Source organism: Mesorhizobium sp. M2E.F.Ca.ET.209.01.1.1, assembly GCF_004010375.2.
GTDB lineage: Bacteria > Pseudomonadota > Alphaproteobacteria > Rhizobiales > Rhizobiaceae > Mesorhizobium.
Genome location: NZ_SADP02000860.1, coordinates 1 through 315, shown reverse-complemented (window position 1 = coordinate 315; position 315 = coordinate 1). Strand labels below are relative to the sequence as shown.

The 315-nt window shown below is 64.4% G+C and carries 1 pseudogene; it reads right to left on the bottom strand.

The window, feature by feature from the left end:
- Window positions 1-315: pseudogene (locus EN852_RS38230) on the bottom strand (MBL fold metallo-hydrolase); the annotation flags it as partial.

Below are 315 nucleotides of genomic sequence, written 5' to 3'. Positions count from 1 at the left end.
GAGCCTTCGGCGAAATCGGCGAGCGGTGGGAAGAAGGCTGTATCGGCCGAAAACACCACGCTCTTGCCGCCATGCTCGAAGCGCAGCGCAAAGCAGTCGGTCACCGGCGGATGGTCGACGCGCAGCGCCGTCACCTTCAGGCCGCGCTGCTCGACCACATGGCCTTCGCCGAATTCTTCGACAGAAACCAGCTCGCGAATATCAGGCCGGCCCTCGTCGACGATGCGGATTTCGATGTCGAATTCCATCGCCTGACAAAAGCGCCGCCAGTAATGGCCGGTGCCGGGCGGGCCGAACAGGCTGACCGGCGTCGCC